Origin of the sequence: Streptomyces lavendofoliae (assembly GCF_014649735.1) — a bacterium.
GTDB classification, from domain to species: domain Bacteria; phylum Actinomycetota; class Actinomycetes; order Streptomycetales; family Streptomycetaceae; genus Streptomyces; species Streptomyces lavendofoliae.
This window is the reverse complement of record NZ_BMTP01000007.1, coordinates 321,037-346,208: the sequence shown is the minus strand read 5'-3', so window position 1 is coordinate 346,208 and position 25,172 is coordinate 321,037. Positions and strand designations below refer to the sequence as shown.

Sequence of the window (25,172 nt, the reverse complement as noted above, 5' to 3'; positions counted from 1 at the left end):
GAGGACCGTACTCCGCCCAGCGCCCCGGCCGGTCCGTGACTACGCGAAGCGCGCGATCGGGTTCGCCAGCGTGCCCACGAGCTGCAGCGCGCCGGACGGGTCCGACAGGTCGACCATCTGCTTGTTGTTGCGCAGCTGGAGGCGGTTGAGGCACGACAGCGTGAACTCGTCCGCGAACATGTCGTACTGCGCGAACTTGTCCGCCAGCTCCGGCTTCGACTCCTGGTACGCCTTGACGCACTCCGCGACCGTCCGCCAGAAGTCGTCCTCGCCGACCACACCCTCGGCGGCGAGCGTCGCGCCGAGGAAGCGGAAGAAGCAGTCGAAGACGTCGGTGAAGACGGACAGCAGCTTCGTGTCGTCGGGCACGTCGACCCGGATGCGCTCCACGGCCGGCGGCAGCACCGCGTCCGGGTCCATCACCGCGATCTCCTCGGCGATGTCCTTGAAGATCGCCCGCTGGACGGCCCCGTCCTCTATCACCAGGATCACGTTCTCGCCGTGCGGCATCCACACCAGGTCGTACGCGTAGAAGGTGTGCAGGATCGGCAGCAGGTACGCGTCCAGGTAGCGGCGCAGCCACTCGGTGGGGGCGAGCCCCGACTCGGCGATCAGCGCGCCCGCGAAGGACGCGCCCTCGTGGTCGGTGTGCAGCAGCGACGCCATCGTGGCGAGACGCTGGCCGTCCTCGATCGTCGGCACCGGGCTCTCGCGCCACAGCGCGGCGAGCATCTTGCGGTAGGGGGAGTACCGGTCCGTCGCGGCCTCGTACTCGAGGTGGCGGTAGCCGACCGCCGCCCGCTCGCGGATGATCGAGAAGCGGGCCGCCCTCAGGACGTCGTCGTGGTCGATCAGGTGCGCCAGCCAGTCGTTGATGGCCGGGGTGGCCTCCATGTACGCGGCGGACAGGCCGCGCATGAAGCCCATGTTGAGGACCGAGATGGCCGTCTTGACGTAGTGCTTGGACGGGTCGTTCGTGTTGAAGAACGTACGGATCGACTGCTGCGCCAGGTACCGGTCGTCGCCCTCGCCGAGGAACACCAGGCGCTGCTGGGCGATCTCGGCGGCGAAGGTGACGGACAGCTTGTTCCACCACTGCCAGGGGTGGACGGGCACCAGGAGGTAGTCGGCGAAGTCCAGGCCCCGGTCGGCGAGGGTCTTGGCGAAGCCGTCGACGGCCGCGTCACCGAGCTCGGCGCGGACGAACGTCTCGTAGTCGATCCCCGCGCCCGCCGTGAAGGTGGTGCGGTCGCGGTGGGCGGCCAGCCAGATCAGCCGGACGGGGCTGGCCGCCTCCGGCGCGTAGGCGTGGTACTCGTCGATCCCGAAGCCGAGGCGTCCGTTGTTGGCGACGAAGCAGGGGTGGCCCTCGGTCATGCCGGTCTCGACGGCCTGGAAGTCGGCCTTCGCCAGCTCGGCGGCGGGGACCCGGGGCTTGGTCGACTTGTAGGCCGTGCCGGAGAGGGTGGAGGAGATCTCCTCCAGGTAGACCGGCAGGATCTCGTCGCTCAGCCCGAGGGAGCCGCGCAGCTCTATGACGAACCGCAGCGCGTCCAGCGGAAGCTCTTCGCCGTCGCGGTGGCGGCTGATGGAGGCGGGGTCCACCTGCCAGTGGTCGAGGGCGAACCGCTCGGAGGTGAAGCGGTACTCGGTCGTGCCGTCGTCGCTGAGCACGCGGTAGTCGTCGCCGCCGAGGTGCTCGGGCGTCAGCAGCCGCTCATGGGTGAACTCGGCGAGGCCCTTGCGGATGAGCAGGCGGTTGGCGTGCGCCCAGCGGTCGGGCGTCAGGTGGGCGACGGGGTTCATCGGGCGGCTCCCACGGCCGTGCGGAACCGCTCCCGGGTGCACACGCTCAGGTAGGCGTCCTTCTCCGGCTTGGCTATCTTCTCGACGATCTCGAAGCCGACGGCCTCGTTGAGCGCGTGGACGGCCGTGTTGCGCACGTCGGGCTCGACGACGACCCGCGCGGTCGCCGGGTCCCGGAACAGCTCCTCCATCACGGCGGTGATCACGGCGCGCGTGAAGCCGTGCACGGGCGTGTCGGTGGGGGCGACCAGGAAGTGCATGCCGACGTCGCCGGGCCGGGCGTCGTACAGCCCGGCCAGCTCGACCTCCGACGGGTCGTACCGCTCCATGAGGAACGCGGGCTCGCCGTCGCGCAGGCCGATGAAGGCGTCGTGGTGCGCGTGGGCGGCGATCGCCGAGTACTCGCGCCGCACGTCCGCGACGGTGTGGTTCTGCATCATCCAGAACCCGGCCTTGGGGTGGGTCACCCAGGAGTGGACCAGCTCGCCGTCCGTGAGCGGGTCGAGCGGCCGGAAGGTGAAGGTCCCGACGGCGGTGGCGGTACCGGTGGTGCTGGTGGTGCTCATACGGCGAACTCCTGGAACGCGATGGACTTCTCGACGGGGTAGTACTCGGAGCCCAGCAGCTCGCCGATGATGTACGCGTTGCGGTAGGCGCCCATGCCCAGGTCGGGGCTGGTGATCGAGTGGGTGTGCACACCGGCGTTCTGGAGGAAGATGCCCCGGCCGGTGGTGTCGATGGAGTAGTTGCGCGCCACGTCGAAACGGCCCTGGCCGTCCCAGCGGATCCGGTCCTTGACCGGGTTCAGGAACTCGGGCGTGACGTACTTGTAGCCGGTGGCGAGGATCAGGCCCTCGGTCTCGATCTCGAAGTCCTTGCCCTGCTCCTCCTGGCGCAGTCCCAGGGTGTACGTGCCGTCGGCGTACGCCGCCGAGTTCAGCGACGCGTTGGTGAGCAGGCGCGTGGGGACCGGGCCGCCGAGGTTCTTCTGGTACAGAAGGTCGAAGATCGCGTCGATCAGCTCGCCGTCGATGCCCTTGAACAGACCCTTCTGCTGGGTCTCCAGGCGGTAGCGGGTGGCCTCCGGGAGCGCGTGGAAGTAGTCCACGTACTCCGGCGAGGTCATCTCCAGCGTGAGCTTGGTGTACTCCAGCGGGAAGAAGCGCGGGGAGCGGGTGACCCAGTTCAGCCGGTAGCCGTGGACGTCGATCTCGCCGAGCAGGTCGTAGTAGATCTCGGCGGCGCTCTGGCCGCTGCCCACGAGGGTGATCGACTTCTTCTTCTGCAGCGCTTCCTTGTTCGGCAGGTAACGCGAGTTGTGGATGACGTCGCCCTCCAGGCCCTGGCAGGCCTCCGGGACGTACGGCGGGGTGCCGGTGCCCAGGACGAGGCGACGGGAGCGGAACGTTTCGCCCGCCGTCGTGCGGACCGCGTACAGCTCCTCGCCGGCGTCGTACTCGACCGTCTCGACCGTGGTGGAGAAACGGATGCTGCTCAGCTTGCCGGCGGCCCAGCGGCAGTAGTCGTTGTACTCGGTCCGCAGCGGATAGAAGTTCTCGCGGATGTAGAACGAGTACAGCCGGCCCTTCTCCTTGAGGTACTGGAGGAAGGAGTACGGCGACGTCGGGTCGGCGAGCGTGACGAGGTCCGACATGAACGGCGTCTGGAGGTGGGCCCCTTCGAGGAACATCCCGGAGTGCCACTCGAAGTCGGGCTTGGACTCCAGGAAGACGCCGTCGAGCTCGTCGATCGGCTCGGTCAGGCAGGCGAGGCCGAGGTTGAACGGACCCAGTCCGATACCGATGAAATCGTGGACGTCACGAGGCGTGGACAAGGTTCTCTCCAAGGTACTGCTCGGCGTGGCCGGCGATCAGGTCGAGGACGGCGGTGATGTCGTGCACGGTCGTCTCGGGGTTGAGCAGGGTGAACTTGAGGTACTGGCGGCCGTCGACCTTCGTCCCGGCGACGACCGCCTCGCCCGACGCGAACAGCGCCTTGCGGGCGTGGAGGTTGGCCCGGTCGATCTCGGCGGGCGACGTCACGGCGGTGGGGATGTAGCGAAAGACCAGGGTGGACAGGGACGGCTGGACGACGACGTCGTAGCGGGGGTCGGCGGCGAGCACGTCCCAGCCGGCGGCGGCCAGGTCGCACACCTCGTCGAAGAGCTGCCCGACGCCGTCGGCGCCCATGACCCGCAGCGTCATCCACAGCTTGAGCGCGTCGAAGCGGCGGGTGGTCTGGAGCGACTTGTCGACCTGGTTCGGGATGCGCTCCTCGAGGGTGCGGCGCGGGTTGAGGTAGTCCGCGTGGTACGTGGCGTGGCGCAGCGTGGCGCCGTCGCGGACCAGTACGGCGGAGGAACTGACCGGCTGGAAGAACGACTTGTGGTAGTCGACCGTGACCGAGTCGGCCCGCTCGATGCCGTCGAGGAGGTGACGGCGCGTGGGGGAGGCGAGCAGGCCGCAGCCGTAGGCGGCGTCGACGTGCATCCAGGCGCCGTACTGGGCGGCGAGTTCGGCGATCTCCGGGAGCGGGTCGATCGAGCCGAAGTCGGTGGTGCCGGCGGTGGCGACGATCGCCATGGGCGTCAGGCCCTGGGCGGCGCACAGTTCCAGCTCGGCGGCGAGGGCCACGGACTGCATCCGCTTGTCGCGGTCGGTGGGGACGGAGATGACGGACTGCGGGGGCAGGCCGAGGAGTTTGGCCGACTTCTGGACGCTGAAGTGACTGCACTCGGAGGAGAAGATGCGCAGTTTCGCCAGGTCGTCCGTCTTGGCCTCCTCGCGGGCCAGCAGCAGCGCCTGGAGGTTGGATTGCGTGCCACCGCTGGTGAAGACGCCGTCGGCGGCCGGGCCGAGGCCGATGCGGCCGGTGGTCCAGTCGATCAGCTTGCGCTCGATGAGGGTGCCGCCGGCGCTCTGGTCCCAGGTGTCCAGCGAGGAGTTGACGGCCGAGAGGACCGCCTCGCCCAGGACGGCGGGGATGACGACCGGGCAGTTGAGGTGGCCCAGGTAGCGCGGGTGGTGGAAGTAGACGGCGTCGCGGAGGTAGACCTGCTCCAGCTCGTCGAGGGCGGCGGAGGCGTCGCCGAGCGGCGTGTCGAGGTCGACGGCCGCCACGAGGGGGGCCAGTTCGTCGGGGGTGACGCCGGTGAACGGCTGTCGGGTGGAGGCGAGCCGGCTCGCCACCCGCTCGACTCCTTCGGTGACGGAACGCCGGTACTGCTCGGCGGTAGCGTCATTGAGCAGGTGCGAGCGCATGCGATTGTCCTCCCGGGTACGGGGACTTGAACGGCCCTCAGGGGACAGGAGGGGTTTGAGGCGCCGTGGCGTAAGTAAGGTTAGCCTAACCTAATTTGAAACTGCAACGGCCCCCGGGGGCCACACCGGCCCCTCCCAGCCCGGCCGTTGCGCCCCGGCCCCATGCCCCTGGGCAGGGGACGCGAGCCGCGGAGGACGTCCGGACGGCCCCGTGGCGCGGTGCCACGAGGCCGTCCGGACGGGCGCCCCGACCGCGGCCCGCCGCAGTCGTCACGGGCGAACACGCCCTAGGACTCGTCCTCGGTCTGGTCCGGGGCCTCCCGGAGCGCGTCCTCGCTCAGGCCCTTGCGCCAGTAGCCGACGAACGTGACCCGCCGGCGGTCGATCCCGCGCTCGTTCACCAGGTGGCGGCGCAGCGCCTTGACCGACCCCGCCTCGCCCGCGATCCAGGCGTACGGAGCCGTGCCGGACAGCGTGGCGGCACGCACCGCGTCGACGGCGGCGGGCGCGCCCTCCTCCCGGACCAGCCAGGTGACGGTCGCGTCCGCCTCGGTCCGCAGCTCCAGCCGGTCGGCGGCGTACGGGACGTCCAGCCACACCTGCGCCCGCGTCCCGGCCGGCAGCGACTCCAGGATCGACGAGGCGGCGGGCAGCGCCGTCTCGTCGCCCCAGATCAGCACCTCGTCCGCGTCCCGGGGCGGCCGGAAACGCACTCCGGTGTTGTCGGCGACGGCCGGCCCGAGGACGGCCACCCGGTCGCCCTCCGAGGCCCGCTGGGCCCAGCGGCACGCCGGCCCGCCGTCCTCGTGGAGGGCGAAGTCGATGTCGACCTCGGTCGTCCCGTCGGCGGTGCGCCGCTGCTCGCGCACGGTGTACGAGCGCATCACCGCCCGCACGTCGTCCGGCATGGCCCGCCACGCGCCGAGCGCGCCGTACAGGTCCCCGTCCACCACGGGCGGCATGACCGGCTCGGGCTGGCCCGGGTGCGGCAGGAACAGCGACAGGCTCTGGTCGTGTCCGCCGGAGGCGAAGCCCTCCAGCCCGTCGTCGGTGGCCCCGGTGAAGGTGACGCGCACCAGCGACGGGCCGAGCCGCCGCGTCCGCACCACCTTCAGGGCGAAGAACGCGAACGGGACGGCGGGCGTGGCGGTCTCGGCGGTCGTCATCGGGTCAGGCCACCTTCTTGGCGTTCTCGATCGCCTCGGCGAGGTCCTCCAGGAGGACGGCGCACTTGTCGTAGGAGTAGATCGGCTCGGTGAAGCGCGGGATCACCTGGCCGGCCTTGACGGCGGGGAGCTGGGTCCAGGTCGGCTTGGACTTCAGGTCGCCCGGCTGGATGGCCTGGCTGCGGTTGTCCATCATGATGACGTCGGCCGGGTACTTGTCGAGGTTCTCCCAGCTGAGCTCCTCGAAGTAGCCCTGGGCGTTCACCTTCGGCTTGACGAACTTGACGCCCAGCTCCTCGAAGTACGCGGTGTCCGCGGACATCTTGGCGAGCGAGACGTAGAACAGCTCCGCGCTGGCCGAGCCGATCATGACGCGGATCTCGGGCCGTGCCTTGGCGGCGGCGCGCAGCCGGCCGGCGGCCTTCTCGAAGCGGGCCTTGGCGGCGACCGTCTTCTTGTCCTTCAGGTCCGCGCCCAGCGACTCGGCCAGCTCCGCGTGACGGGCCAGGGCCTTCGGCATTGTGGTGTTGGCGGCCCACAGCGCGACGGTCGGGGCCAGCTTGACGATCTTGTCGTGGGACTGCGGCGGGAGGTACCACAGGACGTCCTTGTCCCACATCGCCGAGACCAGCAGCTCGGGCTCGAGCTTCAGGTACTCCTCGATGTTGAAGGTGCCCCAGACGTTGCCGAGGTTCTTCACCTTGGTCACGTCGAGGTCGCCGGCCTGGATGTCCGCCTTGTCCTTGCCGGTCTTCGGGTCCTTGACGGTCGTCGGGCCGAATACGCCCTTGACCTCGATGCCGTAGTCGTGCAGCGCGGCGGCCGTGCCGATGAAGGCGACGATGTTCTTCGGTACGACCTTCAGCTCGACGGCCTTGTCGCGGTCGTCGGTGAACTTCCAGGGGCCGGACTTCTCGGCGGCCTGGGTGGAGCCCTTGTCGTCCTTTCCGCCACCGCACGCCACGAGCGCGGCGCCGAGCCCGAGGGCGCCGCCCGCGGCGAGCAGGCCCCGACGGGTGAGATGAGTGGCTCGGGCGGTGCTGGGCATGGCGGAGTCGCTTTCGTACGGCCGTATTCGGCCACTGGGCAAGTTCGAGGGTAGGTTAGCCTAACCTCACGCGTTGTCCAGAGGGTGCCCCGGTGTGCGATGGGCCACGGTGCGCCGGGGGGCCGGACACGGCAGGGCCGCCACCGGCGGGCGGTGGCGGCCGCGTCGTACGGCGCCGGTCAGGCGGACAGGCCCAACTCCCGCGCGATCAGCATGCGCTGGACCTCACTGGTGCCCTCACCGATCTCCAGGATCTTGGAGTCCCGCCACATCCTGGCCACCGGATACTCGTTCATGAAGCCGTAGCCGCCGTGGATCTGGGTCGCCTCACGCGCGTTGTCGACGGCCACCGTCGACGAGTACAGCTTCGCCAGCGCCGCCTCCTTCTTGAACGGCTCGCCGCTCACCAGGCGGGAGGCCGCGTCGCGCCAGCCGATCCGGGCCATGTGCGCCCGCATCTCCATGTCGGCGATCTTGAACTGGACCGCCTGGTTGTCGCCGATCGGCCGCCCGAAGGCGTGCCGCTCCTTGGCGTACTTCACCGACTCGTCCACGCACCCCTGCGCCAGGCCCGTCGCGAGCGCCGAGATGGCGATCCGGCCCTCGTCGAGGATGCGCAGGAACTGGGCGTACCCCCGGCCCTCCTCGCCCAGCAGGTTGGACACCGGGACCCGGACGTCGGAGAACGCCAGCTCACGGGTGTCCGAGGCGTTCCAGCCCACCTTCGAGTAGGGCGCGGCGACCGTGAAACCGGGGGTGCCGGACGGAACGATGATGGAGGAGATCAGCGGGCGGCCGTCGTCCTTGCGGCCGGTGACCGCGGTGACCGTGACCAGGCCGGTGATGTCCGTACCGGAGTTGGTGATGAAGCACTTGGAGCCGTTGATGACCCATTCGTCGCCGTCGCGCACGGCGGTGGTGCGGGTGCCGCCCGCGTCCGATCCGGCGCCCGGCTCGGTCAGCCCGAACGCGCCCAGGATCTCGCCGGCGCACATGCGCGGCAGCCACTCGCGCTTCTGCTCCTCGGTGCCGAAGCGGTAGACCGGCATCGCGCCGAGCGAGACGCCCGCCTCCAGAGTGATGGCCACGGAGGAGTCCACCCGGGCCAGCTCCTCCAGGGCGATGCCCAGGGCGAGGTAGTCGCCGCCCATGCCGCCGTACTCCTCCGGGAAGGGCAGGCCGAACAGGCCCATCCGGCCCATCTCGCGGACGATCTCGTACGGGAACTCGTGGCGCTCGTAGAAGTCGCCGATCTTGGGAGCGACCACGTCGTGGGCGAACTCCTCCACGGTGCGGCGCAGTTCCTCGTGTTCCGGGGAGAGCCGGTGGTCCAGGGGCATGACTCAGGACTCCTTGTGGGAGGCCGCGCCGGCGAGGGCGCGGACGGTGCGGGACGGGCTGGGACGACCCAGTTGTCCGGCCAGCCACACGCTCGTGGCGGTGAGCCGGCCGAGGTCGACCCCGGTGTCGATGCCGAGGCCGTGGAGCATCCACACGAGGTCTTCGGTGGCGAGGTTGCCGGTCGCGGACTTGGCGTAGGGGCATCCGCCCAGCCCGCCGGCGGAGGCGTCGACCGTGGTGACGCCGTGCCGGAGGGCGGTGAGGGTGTTGGCGAGCGCCTGGCCGTAGGTGTCGTGGAAGTGCACGGCCAGGGTGTCCGTCGGCACGCCCGCCTCGTTCAGGGCGGTCAGGAGCCGCCCCACATGGCCGGGGGTGGCCACGCCGATGGTGTCGCCCAGGCTCAGCTCGTCGCAGCCCATGTCCTTCAGGCGCCGGCAGACGGCGACGACCTGGTCGACCGGGACGGGACCCTCCCAGGGGTCGCCGAAGCACATGGACAGGTAGCCGCGCACGGTGAGGCCGTGCTCGACGGCGCGGGTGACGACCGGGGCGAACATGGCGAGCGCCTCGTCGACGGTGCGGTTCAGGTTGGCCTTCGCGAACGACTCGGTGGCGCTGGCGAACACCGCCACCTCACGCGCCCCGAGCGCCAGCGCCCGGTCCAGTCCCCGCTCGTTGGGCACCAGGACCGGCAGGCGCACCCCTTCCAGGTCCCTGACGAGCGGGAACAGCCGCTCGGCGTCGGCGAGCTGGGGCACCCACTTGGGGTGGACGAAGCTGGTCGCCTCGATCGTGGTCAGCCCCGCGCCGGCCAGGCGCCGGACGAACTCCGCCTTCACCTCGGTGGGGACGACGCCCTGCTCGTTCTGGAGCCCGTCGCGCGCGCCGACCTCGTGGATCCGCACACGGGCGGGCAGCCCGTCCTCGGGCACGGTCATGGGGAGACCGGCGGGTGCGGTGGTCATCGCTCCTCCTTCGGGGCCACGACGGCCAGCACCTGGTCCATGGCGACGGTGGTGCCGGGCGTGACGTCCAGCTCGGTGACGGTGCCGTCGTGAGGGGCGGAGATGACGTGCTCCATCTTCATCGCCTCGACGACGACGAGGCCCTGGCCGGCCGTCACCTCGTCCCCGACGGCCACCTTCACGACGGTGACCGTTCCGGGCATGGGCGCGGTGAGGGAGTCGGCGCCGCCGTGCGCGGCCCGGCCGAGCGAGGCCTCCACCGGGTCGTGGTCCAGGACGTTCCAGCTGTCGCCGTCCCGGCCGAGCCACGTCCCGGCGCGGTGGAAGGTGTGGGTGACGCCGTCCACGGTGACCGTGACCCGGTCGTCGGTCACGCGCGCGTGCCCCCGGGTCCGGTGGGCGACGGGCTCCTGGCCCGGTACGCGCAGCCAGTGCGTCAGGGGCGCCGGTTCGCCGCCGAGCCGCCACCCGCTGGGTACCGAGAACGGGTCCGTCCAGCCGCCGGCGTCCGGCCGGGGCCGCAGCCCGTGCTCGCGCACCGCCGCCGCGGCCTCGTACACCTCCTCGGGCACGCCGCGCGGGACCAGGCCGTCCACGTCCCGCTCCACCAGGCCGGTGTCCAGGTCGCCCGAGACGACGTCCGGGTGGGCGAGGAGCCGCCGCAGGAAGCCGGCGTTGGTCGGGACGCCGAGGGTGACCGTGCCGGCGAGGGCGGCCCGGAGCCTGCGCAGCGCGGTGGGGCGGTCGGGCCCGTGGACGACGACCTTCGCCAGCATCGGGTCGTACAGGCTGGACACCTCGGTGCCCTCGCTCAGCCCCGAGTCGGTCCGCACCCCGACGCCCGAGGGCTCGGCCAGCGCCAGGACCGTGCCGCCCGAGGGCAGGAAGCCCCGGGAGGGGTCCTCCGCGCAGAGGCGGGCCTCGATGGAGTGGCCGGTGAGCGTGATGTCGTCCTGGGTGAAGCCGAGCGGCTCCCCGGCGGCCACCCGCAGCTGCCACTCCACCAGGTCCACGCCCGTGATCAGCTCGGTGACCGGGTGCTCGACCTGGAGCCGGGTGTTCATCTCCATGAAGTAGTGGGCGGAGGGGTCACCGCCCGGGACGATGAACTCCACCGTCCCCGCGCCCCGGTAGCCGCACGAACGGGCCGCCTGTACGGCCGCCTCGCCCATCGCCGCGCGGGTCCTGTCGTCCAGCAGGACGGAGGGGGCCTCCTCGATGATCTTCTGGTGGCGGCGCTGGAGGGAGCACTCGCGCTCGCCGAGGTGGACGACGTTGCCGTGTCCGTCGGCCAGCACCTGGATCTCGATGTGCCGGGGCCGGTCGATCCACCGCTCCACCAGCAGGGTGTCGTCGCCGAACGACGCCCGCGCCTCGCGCCGGGCGGCGGCGATCTCCTCCATCAGGGCCGACTCGGCGCGGGTGAGGCGCATGCCCTTGCCGCCGCCGCCCGCCGAGGGCTTCAGCAGCACCGGCATGCCGATCTCCCGGGCCGCCGCCGCCAGTTCGTCGTCGGTCAGCCCGCTGCCGGAGGAACCGGGCACGACCGGCACACCGGCCGCCTTCACCGTCTCCTTGGCGCGGATCTTGTCGCCCATGAGGGCGATCGCGGAGGCCGGCGGCCCGATGAAGACCAGACCGGCGTCCTCGCACGCCTGCGCGAAGGCGGCGTTCTCGGCCAGGAAGCCGTACCCCGGGTGGACGGCCTCGGCGCCGGTCCGCTCCGCCGCCTCCAGCAGCCGGTCGACCCGCAGGTAGCTCTCGGTGGCGGCGGGCGGCCCGATCCGTACCGCCGTGTCCGCCTCCCGTACGTGACGGGCGTCGGCGTCCGCGTCGCTGAAGACGGCGACCGAGCGGATGCCGAGGGCCCGCAGCGTACGGATGACGCGGACCGCGATCTCGCCCCGGTTGGCGACAAGAACAGTCGTGAACATCAGTCCCTCACATCCGGAAGACGCCGAAGCCGGGCTCACCCAGCGGGGCGTTGGCACATGCGGTCAGGGCCAGACCCAGCACCTGGCGGGTCTCCAGCGGGTCGATCACGCCGTCGTCCCAGAGCCGGGCCGTCGCGTAGTAGGCGTTGCCCTGCTGTTCGTACTGGGCGCGGATCGGGTCCTTGAACGCCTCCTCGTCCTCGGCGGACCAGGACTCCCCGCGCGCCTCGATCTGGTCGCGCTTGACCGTGGCCAGGACGGAGGCGGCCTGCTCGCCGCCCATGACGGAGATCTTGGCGTTGGGCCACATCCACAGGAAGCGGGGGCTGTAGGCCCGGCCGCACATGGAGTAGTTGCCCGCGCCGTACGAACCGCCGACGACGACCGTCAGCTTCGGTACGCGCGTGCAGGCGACGGCGGTGACCATCTTGGCGCCGTGCTTGGCGATGCCGCCCGCCTCGTAGTCCCGGCCGACCATGAAGCCGGAGATGTTCTGGAGGAACAGCAGCGGGATACCGCGCTGGTCGCACAGCTCGATGAAGTGGGCGCCCTTCTGGGCCGACTCGGCGAACAGGATGCCGTTGTTGGCGACGATCCCCACCGGGTGGCCGTGGATCCGGGCGAAGCCGGTGACCAGGGTCTGCCCGAACTCCGCCTTGAACTCCTGGAACCGGGACCCGTCCACGATCCGCGCGACGATCTCGCGGGCGTCGTAGGGCGTGCGCGAGTCGACCGGCACCGCGCCGTACAGCCCCGCCGGGTCTACCTTTGGCTCCTCGACGGGCTCCACCGGCCAGGGCAGCGGGCCGCGGGCGGGGAGCGTCGCCACGATGTTGCGCACGATGCGCAGCGCGTGGGCGTCGTCCTCGGCGAGGTGGTCGGTGACGCCGGACGTACGGGAGTGGACCTCGCCGCCGCCCAGCTCCTCGGCGGTGACGACCTCGCCGGTCGCCGCCTTCACCAGCGGCGGACCGCCCAGGAAGATCGTGCCCTGGTTGCGCACGATCACGGCCTCGTCGCTCATCGCCGGGACGTACGCCCCGCCGGCCGTGCACGAGCCGAGGACGGCGGCGATCTGCGGGATGCCCGCGCCGGACATGCGGGCCTGGTTGTAGAAGATCCGCCCGAAGTGCTCCCGGTCGGGGAACACCTCGTCCTGCCTGGGCAGGAACGCGCCGCCGGAGTCGACGAGGTAGAGGCACGGGAGGCGGTTCTCCAGGGCCACCTCCTGGGCGCGCAGGTGCTTCTTGACCGTCATCGGGTAGTACGTGCCGCCCTTGACGGTCGCGTCGTTCGCCACGACGACCACCTCGCGGCCGGCGACCCGGCCCACCCCGGCGATCACCCCGGCGGCGGGCGCCTGGCCGTCGTACATCCCCTCGGCCGCCAGCGGGGCCAGCTCCAGGAACGGAGAGCCGGGGTCCAGGAGGGTGTCGACGCGGTCGCGCGGCAGCAGCTTGCCGCGCGCGGTGTGCCGGGCACGGGCCTTCTCACCGCCCCCGAGCCGGGCGGCGGCCAGCCGGGCGCGGAGTTCGCCGGCCAGCTCGTGGTGCGCCGCCTCGTTGGCCTGCCAGGCCGCGGACGCGGGATCCGCCGCGCTCGACAGCACCGGTGCCTGTTGCATCGTGTCGCCCCCAGGTTAATGAGCGTTAACGTATGCCCCACAGGTTAACGACCGCTAACCGCCTTGTCTAGAATCGATCCATGAGCACCAGGACCGACGCCCCGACGCGCCGCGAACAGATCCTCAAGGAGGCCGCCCGCCTCTTCGCCGAGCGCGGCTTCCACGGCGTGGGCGTCGACGAGATAGGAGCCGCCGTCGGCATCAGCGGCCCCGGCCTCTACCGGCACTTCCCCGGCAAGGACGCCATGCTCGCCGAGCTGCTGGTAGGCATCAGCGAACGGCTCCTCGACGGCGGCCGGCGACGCGTGCGGGAGGCGGCGGGCGACCCCGAGGCGCTGCTCGGCTCGCTCATCGACGGGCACATCGACTTCGCGCTCGACGACCGCCCCCTGATCACCCTGCACGACCGCGAACTGGACCGCCTGCGGGAGAGCGACCGGAAGAGGGTGCGCCAGCTCCAGCGCCAGTACGTCGAGCTGTGGGTCACCGCCGTCCGCGAGCTGTACCCGGCGCCCCCGGAGGCGGAGGCGCGGGCCACCGTCCACGCCGTCTTCGGCCTGCTCAACTCCACCCCGCACATCGGGCTGCTCGGCCGTACCGCCATGGAGTCCCTGTTGCGCCGTCTGGCGCAAGGGGCGTTCGGCTCGCTGGCCGCCTCGGGCGCCGGCGAGGCCCGGCACGTCCACGGGGCGGAATGACGCCGCCACCGAGGGTGGCGGGGCGGCACAATGGAGCCATGCCGATACCCAGCCGCGCCGCCCTCGTCGAGCACCTCCTCCGCACCCGTATCGCCGGAAACGTCGCGACGCCCCGCGACAACAACCTCTCCCACTACCGCAAGCTGGCGAACGGCGACCGCCACTACTGGCTCGGCCTGGAGCTGGGCGACCGGTGGACCGACGAGCAGGACGTGCTCGCCGTGATGGCGGAGCGCTGCGGGGTGAACGACGACCCGGCGCACCGGGCCGGACAGGACACCATCGACCCCGAGCTGACCGTCGACGCCCTGGACCGGATGGCCGCGCGGCTGCGCAAGGCCGCCGCGGGGAGGCAGCGGGTGCTGTTCGCCACCGGGCACCCCGGGGCGCTGCTGGACGTGCACAGCGGCACCGCCGCCGCGCTGCGCGCTGCCGGGTGCGACATCGTGCGCATCCCCGGCGGGCTCGTGGCGGACGAGGGGTACGTCGTGCAGTTCGCGGACGTGGCGGTCTTCGAGCGCGGCGCGAGCCTGTGGCACACCCACTCGCCGGAGCCGATGAACGCCGTCCTCGACCGCCTGGACGTCCAGCCCGACCTCGTCGTGGCCGACCACGGCTGGGCGGGCCGCGCCGGCCAGCGGGGCATCGACTCCATCGGGTACGCCGACTGCAACGACCCGGCCCTGTTCATCGGCGAGGCGGAGGGCACCCTCCAGGTCACGGTCCCGCTCGACGACCATGTCGTCGACCCGCGCTTCTACGAGCCGATGACGGCGTACCTGCTGGACGCGGCCGGGCTGCTCTGACGGGTGCGGCGCCTCAGCGGGTGGCTCCCCGGCGCTTCAGCCGGGTGCCCCCGCTGCCCAGCTCGCCGCGCGCCGCCTCCATGAAGGCGTGCCGCCGTTCCCGTTTGGCGGACCGCGGCGCGTCCGCGGCGCCGTTGCGCACGCGGATGTGCAGCGCCTCCGCGTAGTCCTGCGCGGCCTGCGCCGTCTCGTGGCCGCAGACCAGTTCGACGGACTTCTTCGCCAGCCAGAGTTCGTGCAGCGCCTCCTCGTCGGCGCCGCACGGTTCCGCCGGCCCCAGGGTCCTCCGGTCCAGCACCAGCTCGATCCGCTGGGCCGAGCCGAGGAAGTCCATGATGGCCGCCTTGCGCTCCGCGCGTTCGGTGGCGGCCCGCTCCCACTGGTGCCGCCGGCTCTCGACCCGGGTCGCCAGGTGCTGGCCTATGAGCGTGCCCAGCGTTCCCAGCAGGACACCCGCCAGCGCCAGGGCCGTTCCCCCCGTCAACGTCTCCATGACGCCAAGGAAATCACCCGCGCGGGACGCGCACCACGCCCTCCTGGATGACGGAGATCGCCAGCCGGCCGTCCTGCGTGTAGATCCGGGCCTGGCCCAGGCCCCGGCCGCCCGAGGACGACGGCGACTCCTGGTCGTACAGCAGCCACTCGTCCGCCCGGAAGGGGCGGTGGAACCACATGGCGTGGTCGAGCGAGGCGCCGACCACGTCGCCGACCGCCCAGCCGCCGCGCCCGTGGGCGAGGAGCACCGAGTCGAGCAGCGTCATGTCGGAGACGTACGTCGCCAGGCACACGTGCAGCAGGGGGTCGTCGGCGAGCTTGCCGTTGGTGCGGAACCACACCTGGGAGCGGGGCTCCCGGGCCGTGCCCGCCGTGCCGAACGGCGGCTCCTCGACGTACCGCAGGTCGACCGCGCCCCGGGCCTCCAGGAAGCGGTCCACGGTGTCGGGGTGGGCGAACCGGTCCGCGTACCGGGGGAGGAGCTCGGCGGCCGTCGGCAGCGTCTCCGGAGCCGGGGCGGGCGGCATGTCCGCCTGGTGCTCCAGACCCTCCTCGTACGCCTGGAACGACGCCGACAGGTGGAAGATCGGATGCCCGTGCTGCACGGCGACGACCCGGCGCGTGGTGAACGACCGCCCGTCGCGGATGCGGTCCACGGTGTAGACGATCGGCGCGCCGGGGTCGCCGGGGCGCAGGAAGTACGCGTGCAGGGAGTGGGCGTGCCGGTCCTCGGGAACGGTCCGGCCGGCCGCCACCAGCGCCTGCGCGGCGACCTGCCCGCCGAAGACGCGCGGGACGATCGCCGAGCGGGACTCGCCCCGGAAGATGTCCTGCTCGATCCGCTCCAGGTCGAGCAGATCGAGCAGGTCGTCCAGCGGCTTCGCGCTTTCGGTCACAGGTGCTACAGGCCCATCGACTTCGCGATGATCGTCTTCATGATCTCGCTGGTGCCGCCGTAGATGCGGTTGACGCGGTTGTCCGCGTACAGGCGGGCGATCGGGTACTCGTTCATGTAGCCGTAGCCGCCGTGCAGCTGGAGGCAGCGGTCGATCACGCGGTGGGCGACCTCGGTGCAGAACAGCTTGGCGCTGGCGGCCTCGGCCGGGGTCAGCTCGCCCGCGTCCAGGGCCTCCAGGGCGCGGTCGGCGACGGCCTGGGCGGCGTCGACCTCGGCCTGGCAGGCGGCCAGCTCGAACTTGGTGTTCTGGAAGTGGGCGACCGGCTTGCCGAAGACCGTGCGGTCGGTCACGTACTGCTGCGCGAACCGGATCGCCGCCGCGGCCTGCGCGTAGGCGCCGAAGGCGATGCCCCAGCGCTCGGAGGCCAGGTTGTGGCCGAGGTAGGAGAAGCCCTTGCCCTCCTCGCCGAGGAGGTCCTCGACCGGCACCTTGACGTCGACGAAGGCCAGCTCGGCGGTGTCGGAGGTGCGCAGGCCCAGCTTGTCCAGCTTGCGGCCGATGGAGTAGCCCTCGGACCTGGTGTCCACCGCGAAGAGCGAGATGCCGAAGCGGCGGTCCTCGGCGGTGGGGGCGGAGGTGCGGGCGCAGACGATCACGCGGTCCGCGTGCACACCGCCGGTGATGAAGGTCTTGGCGCCGTTGAGGACGTAGTGCGTGCCGTCCTCGGAGAGCTTGGCGGTGGTCTTCATGCCCGCGACGTCGGAGCCGGTGCCCGGCTCGGTCATCGCCAGCGCCCACATCTCCTCGCCGGAGACGAACTTCGGCAGGTAGCGCTTCTTCTGCTCGTCCGTGGCGAGCATCTTGAGGTACGGCAGAGCCAGCAGCACGTGCACGCCGGAGCCGCCGAACTGGACGCCCGCGCGGGCGGTCTCCTCGTACAGGACGGCCTCGAACTTGTGGGTGTCCAGACCCGCGCCGCCGAATTCCTCGGGCACGTTGATGCCGAAGACGCCCAGCTCGCCGAGCTTGTAGTAGAAGTCGCGCGGCGCCTGACCGGCCGCGAACCACTCGTCGTAGACGGGGACGACCTCGGCCTCGATGAAGGCGCGGATGGTCTCCCGGAACGCCTCGTGGTCCTCGTTGAAAACGGTACGGCGCACGGACGCCTCCTCGTGGTGTCGCTGGCTACGGTCGTTCGCTGCGGTTGTGCCGCATCCGGCTAAGCGCTTGCTCAGCCTGTGTCAGTCGAAGTTACTCATCGGTCACCCGGTCTGTCCAGACTCCGCGTCTGTGATCCAGCGCCCTTCGGCGGAGTCGTACAGGTACGTCGGCCTCCCTTTGGTCCCGCTCGTGCGGAACGGCTTTCCGCCGTCCGTGATCCGCACCGTCCCCGAACGGCCCCCGGCGCTCCACTCCAGCTCCAGGTACCAGCGGCAGTCGCAGCCCGCCGTCCGGGCGGAGACGAGGAGGACCTCGGGGTCGGAGGAGGTGACCTTGTACGGGAAGGAGACGGCCGGGATCCTCCGGACCTCGGCGCCGGAGGCGTCAAGGCCGTCGACGGGCCTCGCGAGCGGGCGCGGCCGGTCGAGGTCCACGGCGAAGTGGCGCGGGGTGACGGCGCCGCCGCACCCGTTGTCCATCCGGTACGCGTTCCACGGCAGCGGCGCGGCCCGGTCGACCACGCGCACGTGCAGGGCCTGGAGCACGACGGCGTCGGACGGCGACCGGCCCTGGAGCGTGATCCGCACCAGCGCCTCCCCGCCGTGCACGGCACCGTGTTTCCCGGCCCATGCCCCGGAGTCGGCCGCGACCGGCGGCGGGGCGACCGCGCGGGGGGCCCGGTCCACGAGGTAGGTGTGCCCGCAGCCGCCCTGCCAGAGCTCGGAGCCGATGGTCCAGGTGAAGGGGAGGGGGGCCGCGGCCCGCCCCGGAGGGGTGGAAGCGGGAGCGGAAGGCGTACGGGTGGGCCGGCCGAGCAGGGCGGCGGCGAGGGCGAGCACGACGAGGGCGACGGCGGCGGCGACGAGGAGGGGAGCGGGGGCGCCACGACGGGGGCGGACGCGGGGCGCTTCCGGCGCGGTCGGGGCCGGGGCGGGGCCCGGTTCCGGCGCGGACGGTTCCGGGTGCGGTTCCGGCGCGGCCGGCACAGGCGCAGGCGAGGGCACGGGCGAGGCCGCTCGGCGGCGGGCGCGGTCCGCCTCCGTCCAGGCCGCCTCCAGGGCCCGCCGTTCCTCCTCGTCCGCACCGCACAGCAGGGCGAGGCGGCCGACCACGGCGAACTCCTCCGGGACGGTCGCGCCGGAGCAGTAGCGGTGGAGGGTGGACGCGCTGACGCTCAGCCGCCGGCCCAGCGCCTCGTAACTCCTCCCGTCCCGCGCCTTGAGCGCGCGCACGAGCCCCGCGAACTCCTCGACGGCGGCGTCCTTCGGCATTCCATCCCCCTTGATCACATGTCCCACCCTTCACGTCCTTGCACGTCAGCGGGGGTGGAATGGTTCCGGGACGGATGGTGGGCGCTTGATCGTTGCAGGCGGCGGGCGCCGGCCCCACGCTGGTTGAGCACCGACCGAACGAAAGACCCGACGGGGGATCCACCACCATGAACAAGCTCCGTACCGCACTCGCCACCGCCGCCGCTGCCGCCCTGGGCCTCGCGGCCCTCGCCACGGCCCCGGCGCAGGCCGCCGCCCAGCCCGCGTTCCTCGACGCCTCCCAGATGCCGCCGTCGTCGACGCCGTGGACCGCCACTCAGGTCTTCACCGGCGTCCCGGAGAACGGCGGCGTCCTCTGCGCCCCGTACAAGATCCCGGCGCAGAACACCCGCTACCGCGAGTTCAGCACCGAGCTGGACACCAACGGCGTCCAGGTCACCACCGTCGCCCGCACCGAGGCCGACGCCGTGAAGCTGGTCGACACCCTCCGCAAGGCCCTCGCCGGCTGCGGCCCCCTGCTGGAGCAGCAGAACCCGGGTCTGCAGGCCCTCAGCGCCTCCCACGGCAAGCTCGCCGTCGAGGAGGGCGCCTGGGTCTACAGCCTGGACACCGCCGACCCGCAGATCGGCATCAACGACATCCACCTGTTCTCCGTCGGCCGCGACGGCCGCACCGTCACCCTTGTCCGCTGGGGCCAGATGGGCGACCTCGAGGACGCCCCGCTGACCGCCTTCCGCACCACGACGAAGACCGCCGTCAACAAGCTCCACTGACCCGGGGGCTCCCCAAGGGCCCACCACGGATCGACAGCGGCGCGGCCCGAACCTGGCCGCGCCGCTGTCGTGCCCACCTACTACGCCGGCGGCGGAGAGGGGCCGGCATGCTGCTGGGATTCCGCACGGCCAATGTGCGGTCACCGCGCGACGAGCCGGCTGACGTTCGGGGCGAACGCCTCGGGCACGTCGAACGTCCTCGCCGCCATGACCGACCTGCGTGGTGCGGTGCGGAACCCTCAGGTTCGCTGGACTTCGTACGACGGCACCGACCGGACCGCGCTGGGGACAGCGCGCAGGGCCCGTGGGGCGCCTCCCTGACGCACTGCTCGCGTCCTGCTTCCGGCGGGGGCTACAACCACCGCAGCGCGAACCACAGCTCCATCCGCACCTCCGCGTCGTCCAGGTCCGTGCCCAGCAGCGCCGCGCACCGGGCGATCCGCTGCCGGACCGTGTTGCGGTGCACGCCCAGCGCCGTGGCCGTCCGGTCCCAGCTGCCGTGCAGGGACAGCCAGGTGCGCAGGGTCTCGGTCAGGGGCTCCGGCAGCGGGGCGAGGAGCGCGCGGGCGTACGCGGCGGCCTCGTCCGGGTCCAGCAGGGCGCCGATGCCGCCGGAGCGGTGCCGGGCGAGCGGCAGGTGCGCCGCCCCGGCGCGGCGCAGGGCGCGGGCGGCCTGGAGGTCCGCCGCGCCCAGCCCGTCGGGGGCCGCCGGGGCGCTGACCCCGAGGGTCCAGCCCGGATGCGGGGCGATGTCCCGGCCGGCGGGCAGCAGCGCCCGTACGGTGCCCTCCCGCGCGTCCACCAGCGGCGTGCCCAGCGGCGGCGGGCCGTGCGGCGGGGCGCCCTCACCGCGCGCGTGCACCACGGTCCACGGGGCGTCCCCGAGGAGCGGGGCGACGTCGGCGGGGGCGGCGCCCAGCAGCAGCCGGACCAGCGCCGCGGAACGCGTGGCCTCGTCGGCGCCCTGGTGCGGGGCGGTGAGCAGTGACAGCAGGACCACCGCGACGCCCGCGATCGTGTGGTCGCCCGCCTCCCGGTGCCCCGACGCGACGCCCAGCGCGAGGCCCCGGCCGCCGCCGAGGGCGTACGCGGCGAGGTGGGCGCCGTCCACGGTGTCGGCCGCCGAGGCGGGGTGACCGCCGGTGCGCAGCACCCGCACCAGGCGGGCCAGGGCCTCCAGGGCCGCGGGGTCCACGGGCCGGCCGGCCGCCGCCCGCTCCGAGCCGTCCGGCGCGTACAGCGCGGCCCGCCCCGCGAGCCGGGAGGCCAGCGCCCGCAGCACGGCGGGCACCGGGTCGGGGCGGGCCGCGGCGGTGGCGAGCGCCTGCTGGGCGTCCGTCACCCTGCGCAGCTCCCGGTGCCGGGCCTCCGCCATCAGGCGCCACACCGCGCGCCCCACCGCCGCGAACGGCGTCCTCGGCGGCACCTCCAGCAGCGGCAGCCCGTGCCGGACGCACGCCGCGACCAGGCCCTCCGGCACCGTGTCGTACACCGGTGTCACCCCGAAGCCGAGCGCCGCCGCGCCCGCCCCGGCGACCCGCGCCACGTACCGCTCGGGATCCGTGAGCTGCACGCCCGCCGTCATCAGCAGCTCGCCGCCCAGCAGGTACGGATAGGGGTCGGCCATCTCGGAGGTGTGCACCCAGTGCACGTCCGTCCCGGGCGACCCCGCGAGCAGCCGCAGACCCAGGTCCTCCCGGGAGAGCAGCGCGCTCAGCGGCACCGGGGGCGCCGGGGGCGCGGGCACCGGTCCTGCGGCGGACTGGGTCATGGACGCTTCCTCCATTCGAAGCGCGAACAATGGAGGGAACGTACACTTCAGTGCCGCGCCCCGGCCACTTACTGTCGTCCCGACCGGCCATGCACACTCGAAGCAGCGCATACCCGGACACAGCAGCACCTGACGACCGAAAGAAGGCCAACCGATCATGAGCAGCACCCCCGAGACGCCGCGCGGCCCCATCGACTCGTCCCGCGTCCCGCGGTACGCCGGACCGGCGACGTTCGCGCGGCTGCCGCGCCTCGACGAGGTCGGCACCGCCGACGTCGCCGTCGTCGGTGTCCCCTTCGACTCGGGCGTCTCCTACCGTCCCGGCGCCCGCTTCGGCGGCAACGCCATCCGCGAGGCGTCCCGCCTCCTGCGCCCCTACAACCCGGCGCAGGACGCGTCCCCCTTCGCGCTCGCGCAGGTCGCCGACGGCGGCGACATCGCCGTGAACCCGTTCAACATCAACGAGGCCGTCGAGACGGTCGAGGCCGCCGCCGACGACCTCCTCGGCACCGGGGCCCGCCTGATGACGCTGGGCGGCGACCACACCATCGCCCTGCCGCTGCTGCGCTCGGTCGCCAAGAAGCACGGCCCGGTCGCCCTGCTCCACTTCGACGCGCACCTGGACACCTGGGACACCTACTTCGGCGCCGAGTACACCCACGGCACCCCGTTCCGCCGCGCCGTCGAGGAGGGCATCCTCGACACCGAGGCGCTGTCCCACGTCGGCACGCGCGGCCCGCTGTACGGCAAGCAGGACCTGACCGACGACGAGAAGATGGGCTTCGGCATCGTCACCTCGGCCGACGTCTACCGGCGCGGCGCCGACGAGGTGGCCGACCAGCTGCGCCAGCGCATCGGCGACCGCCCGCTGTACATCTCCATCGACATCGACTGCCTCGACCCGGCCCACGCCCCCGGCACCGGCACCCCCGAGGCGGGCGGCATGACCTCCCGCGAGCTGCTGGAGATCCTGCGCGGCCTGGCGTCCTGCAACCTGGTCTCCGCCGACGTCGTCGAGGTCGCCCCGGCGTACGACCACGCCGAGATCACCTCGGTCGCCGCGTCGCACACCGCGTACGAGCTGACGACGATCATGTCCCGCCAGATCGCGGCCCAGCGCGCCTCGGGCGCGGAGCGGTCCGCGAAGTAACCTGCGCGGGGGCGGCTGCCGACGGTGAGTGGTGGGGCGTGGCCCCTCCGGGCGCCCTGAGGCGCCCCGGAGGCGAACCGAGCCCTCGGGAAAAAGGGGAGAACAGTGACCCACGACCACGACCTCGTGCTGCGGCCCACGGCTGCGCAGACCGAGGCGGCGCTCGACCCGCCGGCCGGGCGCACCGGCGGGGACCTCGTCGTCGAGACACTGGCCGGGCTGGGGGCCACGACGGTCTTCGGGCTGCCCGGCCAGCACGTGCTCGCCGTCTTCGACGCGCTGCGCCGGTCGAGGCTGCGGTACGTGGGCCTGCGCGTGGAGAGCAACGCGGGGTTCGCCGCCGACGCCTACGGCCGGGTCACCGGCGAGGTCGCCCCGCTCCTGCTGTCGGCCGGTCCGGGTGCCCTGATGTCGCTGGCCGCGCTCCAGGAGGCGGCAGCCGCCAGCGCGCCCGTGCTGGCGATCGCCGGCCAGGTGCCGGTGGCCGGGCTCGGCGGCGGGCGCCACGGCCACCTGCACGAGCTGCGCGACCAGCAGGCGTCGTTCCGTGACGTCGTCAAGTCCGTGCACACCGTGCGCACGCAGTCGCAGATCCCGTCCGCGATCGCCGCCGCCTGGGAGTCCGCGCTGACCGCGCCGCACGGTCCGGTGTGGGTGGAGATCCCGCAGGACGTGCTGGCGGCACCGGCCTCCCTGCCGGTGGTGACGCCGGTGGACGCCTTCCCGGAGGAGCTCGCGCCCCGGCCCGAGCTGACCGCCGTCGCCGCGCACCTGCTGGCGAACGCCGAGCGGCCCGCGATCGTCGCGGGCGGCGGCGTCGTGCGCTCCGACGCGTCCGGCAAGCTGCTGGCCCTGGCGGAGCGGATCGACGCGCCCGTCGTCACCACCTTCGGAGGCAAGGGCGCCTTCCCCTGGGAGCATCCGCTGTCGCTCCGGTCGTGGCTGGAGGACCGGCACACCACCGACTTCCTGGAGGACGCGGACGTACTCCTGGTGGTCGGCTCGGGGCTCGGCGAGCTGTCCTCGAACTACCACACCTTCGCCCCGCGCGGCCGGGTCATCCAGATCGAGGCCGACCTCGGCAAGCTGGAGGCCAACCACCCGGCCCTGGGTGTCCACGCCGACGCCCGTCTGGCGCTGTCCGCGCTCCTGGAGACGGTGCCGCCCCGCGAGGACCCCGCCGCCGCCGACCGGGTGCGCGCCGTCCTCGGCCGGGTCCAGGAGCGCATCGACGGCCAGGGCCTCGCCCTGGAGCAGCGGGTCCTCGCCGCGGTGCGCGACGCCCTGCCGGACGCGGCGCCCGGTTTCTGGGACATGACGATCCTCACCTACTGGGCCTGGTCCGCCTTCGACGCGCGCCGCCCCAACACCATGCACTCCGCCCAGGGCGCCGGCGGCCTCGGCTACGCCTTCCCGGCGGCGCTCGGCGCGGCGGCGGCCGACCCCTCCACGCCGGTGCTGGCCGTCTCGGGCGACGGCGGCGCCATGTACGGGATCGCCGAGCTGGCCACGGCCCGGCAGTACGGGCTGAACGTCACCTGGCTGATCGTCGACGACGGCGGGTACGGCATCCTCCGCGAGTACATGACCGAGGCGTTCGGCGAGGCCACCGGCACCGAGCTGGGCCGCCCGGACTTCGTGGCGCTCGCCGAGTCGTTCGGCGTCCCGGCTCTGCGCACGAGCCCCGAGGCGCTGCGGGAGGACCTCGCCAAGTCCCTTGCCGAACCCGGCCCTTCGGTCGTCGTCCTGCCGGCCGTGCTGAGGATGTTCGCGCCGACGCACCGGTGACGCGCGTGTGACGCACTTCGCACGGGGCTCATCGATCCGATGAGCCCCGTGCGTACAACTTTTCGCGCGCTGCCGAGTCATCGAATGCGTGAACAGACTTTCCATATCCCGCCGCCGTCGCGGGGCGGTGTGTGTCGCGGTCGCCCTCGGGGTGCTCCTGCCGACCGCCGCGACCGTCACTCCCGCCACCGCCGCCACCCCGGCCGTGGCGTGCACCTCCCAGAAGGCCGGTCTCGCCGCCAAGCTGGTCAAGGACATCACCGCCGCCCTCGCCGGCCGCAAGTCCACCACCGCGATCCTGGTGAACGACCGGACCACGAAGACGAGCTGCGTCCTGCGGCCGGACACGCCGTACGACTCCGCCAGCGTGGTCAAGGCGACCGTGCTCGCCACCCTCCTCTGGGACGCCCAGAAGACCGGCCGGGCCCTCACCGCGACCGAGAAGTCCCGCGCCACCGCCATGATCACCAAGTCGGACAACGACGCCACCAGCGCGCTGTGGAAGCAGCTGGGCGTCACCAAGATCAAGGGCTTCCTCACGGCGGCCGGCATGACGAAGACCGTCCCGGGCTCCGGCGGCTACTGGGGTCTCACCCAGATCACCGCCCGTGACCAGCAGAAGCTGCTGGCGCTGGTCACCGCGAAGAACACCGTGCTCACCGACGCCTCGCGCGCGTACATCCTCCAGCTGATGAACGCCGTCGTCTCCTCGCAGCGCTGGGGCACCCCGGCCGGCGCGCCCGCCACCGCCAAGATCCACGTGAAGAACGGCTGGCTGTCGCGCGCCACCCACGGCTGGCGCGTGCACTCCATCGGCGCCTTCACCGGCACCGCGCACAACTACCAGATCACGGTGCTCACGCACGACAACGCGACGATGCAGGACGGCATCAACACCATCCAGGCCGTCGCCCGCGTCGTCCACGCCGACCTGAACCCCACGGCCGCCCGGAGCGACTCCTTCGTCCCGCCCGCCGTTCCGCAGGAGGCCCTCCCGGCCGTGCCCGGCCGCGCCGCGCAGGACCTGGTCAGCGCCGCCCGCTGACCCCGCCCCGCGGCCCCGGCCCCGGGACCGGCCGGGGCTCGACCGGGGCCCGACCCCGGTCCTAGGACCAAAGGCCGATCATCGCGGAGGGATGAAATCCGTTCGCGCCCGCGTTGGTGCCTTCCGGTAGATCGGATCATCGGCTCGATCACCGGTTCTCACGGGAGGCAC

General features: G+C 72.5%; 21 protein-coding genes. 6 read left to right on the top strand and 15 right to left on the bottom strand.

All coding sequences use genetic code 11. The features are described 5' to 3' along the window. Positions 1-39: 39 nt before the first annotated feature. From IE109_RS16200 to IE109_RS16155, 10 genes are all read right to left on the bottom strand, one after another. A complete protein-coding gene (locus IE109_RS16200) occupies positions 40-1,806 on the bottom strand; it encodes an IucA/IucC family protein (protein WP_189551577.1) in 1,767 nt (588 codons plus the stop codon). Then, entirely contained in the window at positions 1,803-2,372 is a 570-nt protein-coding gene (locus IE109_RS16195) for a GNAT family N-acetyltransferase (protein WP_189551576.1), read from the bottom strand. The genes IE109_RS16200 and IE109_RS16195 overlap by 4 nt, the downstream gene beginning before the upstream one ends. After that, a complete protein-coding gene (locus IE109_RS16190; RefSeq protein ID WP_189551575.1) occupies positions 2,369-3,640 on the bottom strand; it encodes a lysine N(6)-hydroxylase/L-ornithine N(5)-oxygenase family protein in 1,272 nt (423 codons plus the stop codon). The genes IE109_RS16195 and IE109_RS16190 overlap by 4 nt, the downstream gene beginning before the upstream one ends. Further along, complete coding sequence (locus IE109_RS16185; RefSeq protein WP_189551574.1) at positions 3,624-5,066, bottom strand: pyridoxal phosphate-dependent decarboxylase family protein; 1,443 nt, start codon at positions 5,064-5,066, stop codon at positions 3,624-3,626. The genes IE109_RS16190 and IE109_RS16185 overlap by 17 nt, the downstream gene beginning before the upstream one ends. A 287-nt stretch (positions 5,067-5,353) precedes the next feature. Next, a complete protein-coding gene (locus IE109_RS16180) occupies positions 5,354-6,232 on the bottom strand; it encodes a siderophore-interacting protein (RefSeq protein WP_189551573.1) in 879 nt (292 codons plus the stop codon). A 4-nt stretch (positions 6,233-6,236) separates the two neighbouring features. Continuing rightward, entirely contained in the window at positions 6,237-7,280 is a 1,044-nt protein-coding gene (locus IE109_RS16175; RefSeq protein WP_189551572.1) for an ABC transporter substrate-binding protein, read from the bottom strand. Positions 7,281-7,459: 179 nt separating this feature from the next. Further along, entirely contained in the window at positions 7,460-8,620 is a 1,161-nt protein-coding gene (locus IE109_RS16170; RefSeq protein WP_189551571.1) for an acyl-CoA dehydrogenase family protein, read from the bottom strand. 3 nt (positions 8,621-8,623) lie between these two features. Next, on the bottom strand, positions 8,624-9,586 hold the full coding sequence (locus IE109_RS16165; RefSeq protein ID WP_189551570.1) for a hydroxymethylglutaryl-CoA lyase: 963 nt from the start codon (positions 9,584-9,586) through the stop codon (positions 8,624-8,626). Continuing rightward, on the bottom strand, positions 9,583-11,520 hold the full coding sequence (locus IE109_RS16160; protein WP_189551569.1) for an acetyl-CoA carboxylase biotin carboxylase subunit: 1,938 nt from the start codon (positions 11,518-11,520) through the stop codon (positions 9,583-9,585). Before IE109_RS16160 ends, IE109_RS16165 begins: the two co-directional genes overlap by 4 nt. A gap of 7 nt (positions 11,521-11,527) precedes the next feature. Then, positions 11,528-13,144: a carboxyl transferase domain-containing protein gene (locus IE109_RS16155; RefSeq protein WP_189551568.1), complete on the bottom strand. Its 1,617-nt coding sequence runs from the start codon at positions 13,142-13,144 to the stop codon at positions 11,528-11,530. 80 nt (positions 13,145-13,224) lie between these two features. Between IE109_RS16155 and IE109_RS16150 the strand changes: the two genes are divergently transcribed. Beyond that, positions 13,225-13,842, top strand: coding sequence for an SACE_7040 family transcriptional regulator (locus tag IE109_RS16150; RefSeq protein WP_189551567.1), 618 nt, complete (start codon positions 13,225-13,227; stop codon positions 13,840-13,842). Positions 13,843-13,880: 38 nt separating this feature from the next. Next, a complete protein-coding gene (locus IE109_RS16145; RefSeq protein WP_189551566.1) occupies positions 13,881-14,648 on the top strand; it encodes a phosphatase in 768 nt (255 codons plus the stop codon). Positions 14,649-14,661: 13 nt separating this feature from the next. On the opposite strand, the gene IE109_RS16140 is transcribed toward IE109_RS16145, so the two are convergent. From IE109_RS16140 to IE109_RS16125, 4 genes are all read right to left on the bottom strand, one after another. Further along, a complete protein-coding gene (locus IE109_RS16140; protein WP_189551565.1) occupies positions 14,662-15,141 on the bottom strand; it encodes a hypothetical protein in 480 nt (159 codons plus the stop codon). 13 nt (positions 15,142-15,154) lie between these two features. After that, positions 15,155-16,039, bottom strand: a complete 885-nt coding sequence (gene tesB, locus IE109_RS16135) for an acyl-CoA thioesterase II (protein ID WP_189551564.1) — start codon at positions 16,037-16,039, stop codon at positions 15,155-15,157. A 5-nt stretch (positions 16,040-16,044) separates the two neighbouring features. Beyond that, positions 16,045-17,202 (bottom strand): acyl-CoA dehydrogenase family protein, encoded by a 1,158-nt coding sequence (locus IE109_RS16130; RefSeq protein ID WP_189551563.1) that lies wholly within the window; start codon positions 17,200-17,202, stop codon positions 16,045-16,047. A 102-nt stretch (positions 17,203-17,304) separates the two neighbouring features. Continuing rightward, positions 17,305-18,474, bottom strand: a complete 1,170-nt coding sequence (locus IE109_RS16125; RefSeq protein ID WP_189551562.1) for a helix-turn-helix domain-containing protein — start codon at positions 18,472-18,474, stop codon at positions 17,305-17,307. Between the two features lie 167 nt (positions 18,475-18,641). Between IE109_RS16125 and IE109_RS16120 the strand changes: the two genes are divergently transcribed. Beyond that, positions 18,642-19,247, top strand: a complete 606-nt coding sequence (locus IE109_RS16120; protein ID WP_189551561.1) for a hypothetical protein — start codon at positions 18,642-18,644, stop codon at positions 19,245-19,247. A 352-nt stretch (positions 19,248-19,599) separates the two neighbouring features. Here the strand turns inward: IE109_RS16120 and IE109_RS16115 are convergent, their stop codons facing one another. Beyond that, on the bottom strand, positions 19,600-21,018 hold the full coding sequence (locus tag IE109_RS16115; RefSeq protein ID WP_229891101.1) for a PucR family transcriptional regulator: 1,419 nt from the start codon (positions 21,016-21,018) through the stop codon (positions 19,600-19,602). Between the two features lie 157 nt (positions 21,019-21,175). On the opposite strand from IE109_RS16115, the gene speB reads away from it, so the two are divergent. The 3 genes from speB (at position 21,176) to IE109_RS16100 (ending at position 25,001) form a co-directional block, all read left to right on the top strand. Continuing rightward, positions 21,176-22,168: an agmatinase gene (speB, locus tag IE109_RS16110; RefSeq protein WP_189551560.1), complete on the top strand. Its 993-nt coding sequence runs from the start codon at positions 21,176-21,178 to the stop codon at positions 22,166-22,168. Between the two features lie 105 nt (positions 22,169-22,273). Continuing rightward, on the top strand, positions 22,274-23,956 hold the full coding sequence (locus IE109_RS16105; RefSeq protein ID WP_189551559.1) for a thiamine pyrophosphate-binding protein: 1,683 nt from the start codon (positions 22,274-22,276) through the stop codon (positions 23,954-23,956). Between the two features lie 151 nt (positions 23,957-24,107). Next, positions 24,108-25,001: a serine hydrolase gene (locus IE109_RS16100; protein WP_229891125.1), complete on the top strand. Its 894-nt coding sequence runs from the start codon at positions 24,108-24,110 to the stop codon at positions 24,999-25,001. The last annotated feature ends 171 nt before the right edge of the window (positions 25,002-25,172 follow it).

Excerpts from the sequence above, each read along its gene's own strand:
- IE109_RS16200 (WP_189551577.1), bottom strand. The coding sequence starts at position 1,806 with ATGAACCCCGTCGCCCACCTGACGCCCGACCGCTGGGCGCACGCCAAC.
- IE109_RS16195 (WP_189551576.1), bottom strand. The coding sequence starts at position 2,372 with ATGAGCACCACCAGCACCACCGGTACCGCCACCGCCGTCGGGACCTTC.
- IE109_RS16185 (WP_189551574.1), bottom strand. The coding sequence starts at position 5,066 with ATGCGCTCGCACCTGCTCAATGACGCTACCGCCGAGCAGTACCGGCGT.
- IE109_RS16180 (WP_189551573.1), bottom strand. The coding sequence starts at position 6,232 with ATGACGACCGCCGAGACCGCCACGCCCGCCGTCCCGTTCGCGTTCTTC.
- IE109_RS16175 (WP_189551572.1), bottom strand. The coding sequence starts at position 7,280 with ATGCCCAGCACCGCCCGAGCCACTCATCTCACCCGTCGGGGCCTGCTC.
- IE109_RS16170 (WP_189551571.1), bottom strand. The coding sequence starts at position 8,620 with ATGCCCCTGGACCACCGGCTCTCCCCGGAACACGAGGAACTGCGCCGC.
- IE109_RS16165 (WP_189551570.1), bottom strand. The coding sequence starts at position 9,586 with ATGACCACCGCACCCGCCGGTCTCCCCATGACCGTGCCCGAGGACGGG.
- IE109_RS16160 (WP_189551569.1), bottom strand. The coding sequence starts at position 11,520 with ATGTTCACGACTGTTCTTGTCGCCAACCGGGGCGAGATCGCGGTCCGC.
- IE109_RS16155 (WP_189551568.1), bottom strand. The coding sequence starts at position 13,144 with ATGCAACAGGCACCGGTGCTGTCGAGCGCGGCGGATCCCGCGTCCGCG.
- IE109_RS16150 (WP_189551567.1), top strand. The coding sequence starts at position 13,225 with ATGAGCACCAGGACCGACGCCCCGACGCGCCGCGAACAGATCCTCAAG.
- IE109_RS16145 (WP_189551566.1), top strand. The coding sequence starts at position 13,881 with ATGCCGATACCCAGCCGCGCCGCCCTCGTCGAGCACCTCCTCCGCACC.
- IE109_RS16140 (WP_189551565.1), bottom strand. The coding sequence starts at position 15,141 with ATGGAGACGTTGACGGGGGGAACGGCCCTGGCGCTGGCGGGTGTCCTG.
- IE109_RS16125 (WP_189551562.1), bottom strand. The coding sequence starts at position 18,474 with ATGCCGAAGGACGCCGCCGTCGAGGAGTTCGCGGGGCTCGTGCGCGCG.
- IE109_RS16120 (WP_189551561.1), top strand. The coding sequence starts at position 18,642 with ATGAACAAGCTCCGTACCGCACTCGCCACCGCCGCCGCTGCCGCCCTG.
- IE109_RS16115 (WP_229891101.1), bottom strand. The coding sequence starts at position 21,018 with ATGACCCAGTCCGCCGCAGGACCGGTGCCCGCGCCCCCGGCGCCCCCG.
- speB (WP_189551560.1), top strand. The coding sequence starts at position 21,176 with ATGAGCAGCACCCCCGAGACGCCGCGCGGCCCCATCGACTCGTCCCGC.